At 38.3% G+C, this 6,058-nt stretch carries 5 protein-coding genes; 4 read left to right on the top strand and 1 reads right to left on the bottom strand.

Going from position 1 to position 6,058, the window contains the following annotated elements; genetic code table 11:
- From BM141_RS21955 to BM141_RS21945, 3 genes are all read left to right on the top strand, one after another.
- Positions 1–627 (top strand): class I SAM-dependent methyltransferase (locus BM141_RS21955; RefSeq protein WP_091549580.1); only part of this gene is annotated, 627 nt, incomplete at its 5' end.
- 363 nt (positions 628–990) lie between these two features.
- Positions 991–1,539, top strand: coding sequence for a GNAT family N-acetyltransferase (locus BM141_RS21950; protein ID WP_091549582.1), 549 nt, complete (start codon positions 991–993; stop codon positions 1,537–1,539).
- A gap of 186 nt (positions 1,540–1,725) precedes the next feature.
- Complete coding sequence (locus BM141_RS21945) at positions 1,726–4,026, top strand: DNA methyltransferase (RefSeq protein ID WP_091549579.1); 2,301 nt, start codon at positions 1,726–1,728, stop codon at positions 4,024–4,026.
- Between the two features lie 211 nt (positions 4,027–4,237).
- Here the strand turns inward: BM141_RS21945 and BM141_RS21940 are convergent, their stop codons facing one another.
- Entirely contained in the window at positions 4,238–4,615 is a 378-nt protein-coding gene (locus BM141_RS21940; protein WP_221407736.1) for a Fur family transcriptional regulator, read from the bottom strand.
- Between the two features lie 108 nt (positions 4,616–4,723).
- Between BM141_RS21940 and BM141_RS21935 the strand changes: the two genes are divergently transcribed.
- Entirely contained in the window at positions 4,724–5,725 is a 1,002-nt protein-coding gene (locus tag BM141_RS21935; protein ID WP_091549578.1) for an NAD(P)/FAD-dependent oxidoreductase, read from the top strand.
- Positions 5,726–6,058: the final 333 nt, after the last annotated feature.

Below are 6,058 nucleotides of genomic sequence, written 5' to 3'. Positions count from 1 at the left end.
GATATAATTAATTGTTACGATTTAACAGCCGAGAACTACGCAAAAAAGTTTTTTAATGAACTTGACAGCAAACCCCTTGACCAAATTTTATTAAAAGCCTTTGCGAATCAAAATAAAAATAAAGGTAAACTTATTGATTTGGGATGCGGACCTGGTCAGACAACAAAGTTTTTATTTAATTGTGGTTGTCAGAATATTTTGGGAACAGACTTATCATCCGAGATGGTGAAAGTAGCGACAAGGTTAAATCCCAATATTAAATTTGAACAAACCGACTTGTTGCAGCTAAAATATGCGGACAACAGTTTCGGCTCTGCGATTGCTTTTTATGCAATTGTTCATTTTGACTACGAGCAGATTAAACAAGCATTGAGCGAAGTAAAAAGAGTTCTTTCCTATAATGGAGAATTTTTATTTTCATTTCATATTGGGAATGAAATTGTAAGTCTTGATAGATTTCTTGACAAAGTCGTAAACATAAAATTTCAGTTCTTTGAAGTTGATAAAGTAACGACAATTATTGAAGACTTGGGTTTTGAAATTGTTGACTTGATAAAAAGACAACCATATAAAGATGAACATCAAACTGAAAGAGCATATATTTGGGTAAGGAAAAACAGCCACTAACAGCCGTTTGCCGCAATGGGGGCTGACGTGGTTAAATCAAGTGCAGTGCTTCTATCAACATTTGTGCTTGGTTGACAGTGAAGTGCTCCGAAATCCCCACTGCGGCAAGCGGCCAACCGTTAGCAGCAAGGCTATCGGACGACTGCGAGTGCATTGACGGAGTTACATAAAAGACGCTGAATGACTGTCCCCCATCGGGACTTTTTACGAAGCGACACTTTAACTTTCAACTTTCGTTCTTTTATTTCAGTTCAGTTTCGGGGGACAGTCATTCAGGTCTTACAGGACTTGGTTAAAGACTTAACAGACAATTTCGGACGAATGACAGTAACGCTTCGGCTAACAAAATATAAGGTAAGGACAATGAGCAAAATTGTAATTAGAAAAGTAACTATTAAAGACCTTGACGAATTACAAAAAATCGGCAGACAGACATTTTACGAAACATTTGCTTCGGGCAACACCGAAGAAAATATGAGCAAATACCTTGAAGAAGCTTTTTCAGTTGCTAGACTGACAACTGAACTTAGTGACAAGAACGCTGAATTTTATTTCGCAACGATTGACGAAAATGTAATCGGGTATTTAAAAATAAATTTCGGACAGTCACAGACAGAGTTAAAGGACGATAAAGCGGTTGAAATTGAAAGAATTTATGTGTTAAAAGAGTATCACGGAAAAAACGTTGGACAACTACTTTATGACAAGGCATTAGCTATTGCCCGACAGAAAAACGTTGACTATGTTTGGCTTGGCGTTTGGGAACAAAATCCAAGAGCAATAAACTTTTACAAGAAAAATGGCTTCGTAGAGTTTGACAAACATATTTTCAAATTAGGCGATGACGAACAGACCGACATAATGATGAAACTTACGCTGAAACAAACAAGTGACAAAAACGGCAGCCGGTAACAGCGGTTTGCCGCAAGCGGGGGTTCAGTGCTTCGGTTGACAGTTTTTTCGTATAATTGAACTGCGGTTTTCCAAATGAACGGTAGTGCTGAAATGCCCCGCCTGCGGCAAGCCGCCAACCGTTGTGGGCTATTTTAAGGGAACAAACAACCTGAAAAATTCGCCCCGAAAAAACGGAAAAGGCGAATGGAAATAATAAACTACCCTATCAAACCTGAAAAGGAAAAATCTTGGCACTTCAAAAGCCACCCCTATTTTACAAAGCAAGCCTCAAATGTGGTAGCAACGTACATAGAACATTACAGCAAAGTAGGAGACACTGTTTTAGACCCTTTTGGCGGGACAGGCGTAACGGCTATTGAAGCCCTGCGACTGCGTAGAAAAGTGGTAATGGTAGATATTAACCCTTTGGCGTGTTTTATTATTCGGCAGACTTGCGAACAAATTGACATTAACGAATTTAAACGCACTTTTACAGCCTTAGAAAGCAAGGTAAAAACAAAAATACAAGCCTTTTACCAAATACCTAATGCAGAATTAGCCAAAAGAGACCTTGAAAATTGGTATCCGAAAAATATTGCTTTGCCAAGAAATGCAGATTTTGAGTTTGTTCACCAACTTTATACGCCCCGACAACTACATTCTTACGCCCTACTTTTTGCCGAAATCAAGCAAATTGAAAACCCACAAATGCGAGAGATGATGAAATACGTTTTTTCATCAATCTTAGCCAAAGTCAATTTGACTTATATGGACAACCCTAATCGTGGTAGCGAAGGGGGTGGGTCAAGTGTGTTCGGGAAATATCGTTATTGGCAACCTACCCAAACGGTAGAACTTGATATTTGGAAAAATTTTGCCAAAAAATTTGAGTATATCTACAAAGGCAAAGAAAAGTGGAACGAAATGACTAAGGATTTTTCGGTAGCAGACAACTTGCAGATAATCAACGGTTCAGCCTTAGAAATTTCGGATTACCTCCCTGAAAATAGCATAGATTACATTTACACCGACCCGCCTTATGGTGGCAATATTGCCTATTTGGATTTATCTACAATGTGGAATGCTTGGTTATTTCCCGAAATTTATGAAAACCACAAAATAGACGAACTCAAACAAGCCGAAGTCATAGAAGGTGGCGACTTGGAAAAAACACAAGACGATTACAGCGAATTATTTGCAAAAAGTTTTGAAGAAATGGGCAAAGTCTTGAAAAAAGACGGTTGGTTAAGTTGTGTTTTTGCCCACAAAAAATTAGAGTTTTGGAATACCATTGTAGAAAGTTGCGAAGAAAACGGAATGGAATTTAAGGGCAGTACCTACCAACCGACCAATAATTCGTCAATGCACTACAAGAAAAACCCAGCCAATGTGCTTTGTAGCCAAAGAATTGCGAACTTCAAAAAGACTTTTCATAAGTCTATACGCCCACAGCCCGATGACTTGCAAAAGTTCATTTTCAACGAAATAGACCGAGCCATTTTAGAAACACACGGAGCAAGTATAGACATCATTTACCAACGAGTTTTAGACCGACTTTTGCAAACCAAAAGTATGAGTGAAGCCAAAAAGAAAGGTTATTTGGCGTTAGACAAGTTTTTAGACGACGACAAGCATTTTGTTTTTGAGCCTGATACACAGTTGTATTACGTGAAAAACAAAACCGAAAAACATAAGGAATTAGAAAAGGCATATTTGGCACATTTAGACGAGTTGCGAGTATATTTGAAAGAGTTGTTTGTGAAACGAAAAGCACTCACGATTGACGAGATACACAAAGAACTGTTTGAGATATTTTCGGAAGACAAGAAATTTCCGATAGAAAAAGACTTGCCTATTTTGTTGTCAGAAATAGCTCATAAAAGCTCCAAAACAGGCAAGTGGATAATCAATGAAGGGGAAGCCATGGCAATAAACTTTGACCATGTAGCCACGAATAAATTAGTAAAAATTCAATCCGATGGCTTTTCACACAGCGAAATCATCTTTCGGTTGGTAAAAATAGGCGAATATTTAGGCTTTAAATCTTGGGTAGGCAAACGAGAGCAAAGTGCCGACAATTTTCAAGGCACAAAGTTTAGCGAAATATCCTTATCGGTTTTTCCTATTCAGAACACTACTGAACAGCAAAAAGTCAAAATCCAACAAATAGACGTGATTTGGATAGACAAGTTGGGTTTTCCACGTTATGCCTTTGAAGTAGAAGAAAGTACAAGCATAGTTTCGGGCTTTGAAAGGTTTATGAATTTGTTGGAAGTGCAGCCCGACATTGCCCAAAAATTGTGTATCGTTTGTTCAAAGTCAAGAGAGAAGAAACTTAATGATGTTTTCAAAAACTCAACCTACATAGGACACCCGATATATTTGGAGAACAAAGTGCGTTACATTTTCAAAGAGAACTTAGTCAAGTTTTACGACGAACATTTAGACAAAGATTTTACCGAGCAAGATTTGAAAATGTTGTATAATTTGGTAAATTTGAACTAACAAGAGTGCGGAAAAGCAAAAACTGCCCACAACATTATGTTTGCGAAAAGGCGGGCTAATGTGCTAAATTTAGGCTTTTGTATTTTCTATTAACTTTGTGCGTAGGGCAAAGAAAGTGCTATTTAATCCCGCCCTTCGCAAACATTTTTCCGTTGGCGGTAATGGTAGGACGACCGTGCAGACATTAAACTTTCGGCTGAAAAAAAACGATTTACGAACACTGCGGGCAAACTCCTGTAAGGACACAATTCACACTTTCTACATTGTAGCCATTGGGAACGGAAAAGTGAACGGCTTCGGGTAAACATTCAATCGTTTGACAACTCGTACAGCGAAAATGAAAGTGATTATCCGCTAATTTTGTTTCATCACATTTCATACATACAGCAAAATACTGTTTTCCATCTTCGGCTATGATTTTATGCACCAACCCATCTTCACAGAAACGGTTTAACACTCTGTAAATAGTTGCTCTGTCAGCGTTCACGCCAATTTGTTGCATAATAGCATCTTGGCTCATTGCTCTTCTTTTGCTTGTCAATACAGACAAAACAGCCTCTTTCGTTGTCGTATTTCTTCGTTTCAACATCACACAAATGTAGTAAAAAAAAAAAATTATTGCGACAAAATCGCATTAAACTATTGCAACAATGTTGCAATAACAAAAACTTTATCTACCTTTGCTAAAAAAAAGATAATGACAAGACGGGAAATCATAAAACAAGGCGGACTTGCTTTAGCCGCATTGGCGTTACCTTTTCCATTGACAGCATTTACAAAATTCAATCGTATGACAGACAATAAAAAACTTGATGTAATCATAATTGGTGGCAGTTATGCAGGACTTTCATCGGCAATGGCTTTGGGACGAGCTTTGCGAAATGTTTTAATCATTGACAGCGGTTTGCCTTGCAACAGACAAACGCCACATTCGCACAACTTCATAACGCAAGACGGAGAAAAACCAAATGTGATTGCTGAAAAATCTAAGAAACAGGTTTTGAAATACGACACAGTAAAATTCCTGAACGACCTTGCTGTTAGTGGACAAAAAACTGAAAACGGTTTTGCAATTACCACTAAAACAGGCGAAATTTTTGAAACAAAAAAACTTGTTTTTGCAACAGGCGTAAAAGACATAATGCCCGACATTAAAGGCTTTTCGGAATGTTGGGGCATTTCGGTTATTCATTGTCCGTATTGTCACGGTTACGAAGTAAGAAACGAAAAAACGGGAATTGTAGCTAACGGAAATTTTGCATTACATTACGCACAACTCATTCGTAATTGGACAAAAGATTTGACTGTTTTTACCAATGGAAAATCTACTTTAACAAAAGAGCAAACCAACAAAATCAACAAGCACAACATTCCTATCATTGAAAAAGAAATTGCTTACATCAAACACGAAAAAGGTCATGTTCAACAAATCGTTTTTAAGGACAATTCAACCTTTGACCTAAAAGCAATTTATTCACGACCAGCGTTTGAGCAACATTGTAAAATTCCCGAAACATTGAATTGCGAACTAACTGAACAAGGACTTATCAAAGTAGATATGTTTCAAAAAACAACTGTAACAAATATTTTTGCTTGTGGCGACAATGCAAGTCCATTGCGTTCCGTAGCCAATGCCGTAGCGACAGGAAATATGGTAGGTGCAATAGTAAACAACACAATGACCGAAGAAGAATTTTAGTGGACGAAAACCACTAACCGCCAACAAGGGTTTGGCGTAATGGCGGGGTAAGAGCTTCGCATGAAACTTTTTTTTAAATTTGAAATTTGGTGCTTCGTATCAACAGTAGTGCTGTAATGCCGCCACTTCGCCAAGCCCGCAACCGTTGAGTGGAAATGCCTTCGCTTCGCTTCGGCACTTCCACTCAACGGAACGAGGATTACATCCTTTGTCGGGCTTGTGCCTTCGCTACGCTTCGGCACGTCACCCAACAAAGGATTTGCAAAATTCCAAAAATTTTCTTCGCTTCGCTCAGAATTTTTGGAACTTCGCAAATCCTCGTTCCGTTAGCGG

The sequence above is a fragment of the Thermoflexibacter ruber genome, assembly GCF_900113045.1.
Classification (GTDB): Bacteria; Bacteroidota; Bacteroidia; order Cytophagales; family Thermoflexibacteraceae; genus Thermoflexibacter; species Thermoflexibacter ruber.
The sequence above is the reverse complement of the archived record's forward strand: the minus strand, read 5'-3'. Positions and strand labels throughout refer to the sequence as shown.

What these genes read in the sequence shown, in the direction of transcription:
- BM141_RS21935 (WP_091549578.1), top strand. Translation starts at nt 4,724, where the DNA reads ATGACAAGACGGGAAATCATAAAACAAGGCGGACTTGCTTTAGCCGCA.
- BM141_RS21945 (WP_091549579.1), top strand. Translation starts at nt 1,726, where the DNA reads ATGGAAATAATAAACTACCCTATCAAACCTGAAAAGGAAAAATCTTGG.
- BM141_RS21950 (WP_091549582.1), top strand. Translation starts at nt 991, where the DNA reads ATGAGCAAAATTGTAATTAGAAAAGTAACTATTAAAGACCTTGACGAA.
- BM141_RS21940 (WP_221407736.1), bottom strand. Translation starts at nt 4,615, where the DNA reads ATGTTGAAACGAAGAAATACGACAACGAAAGAGGCTGTTTTGTCTGTA.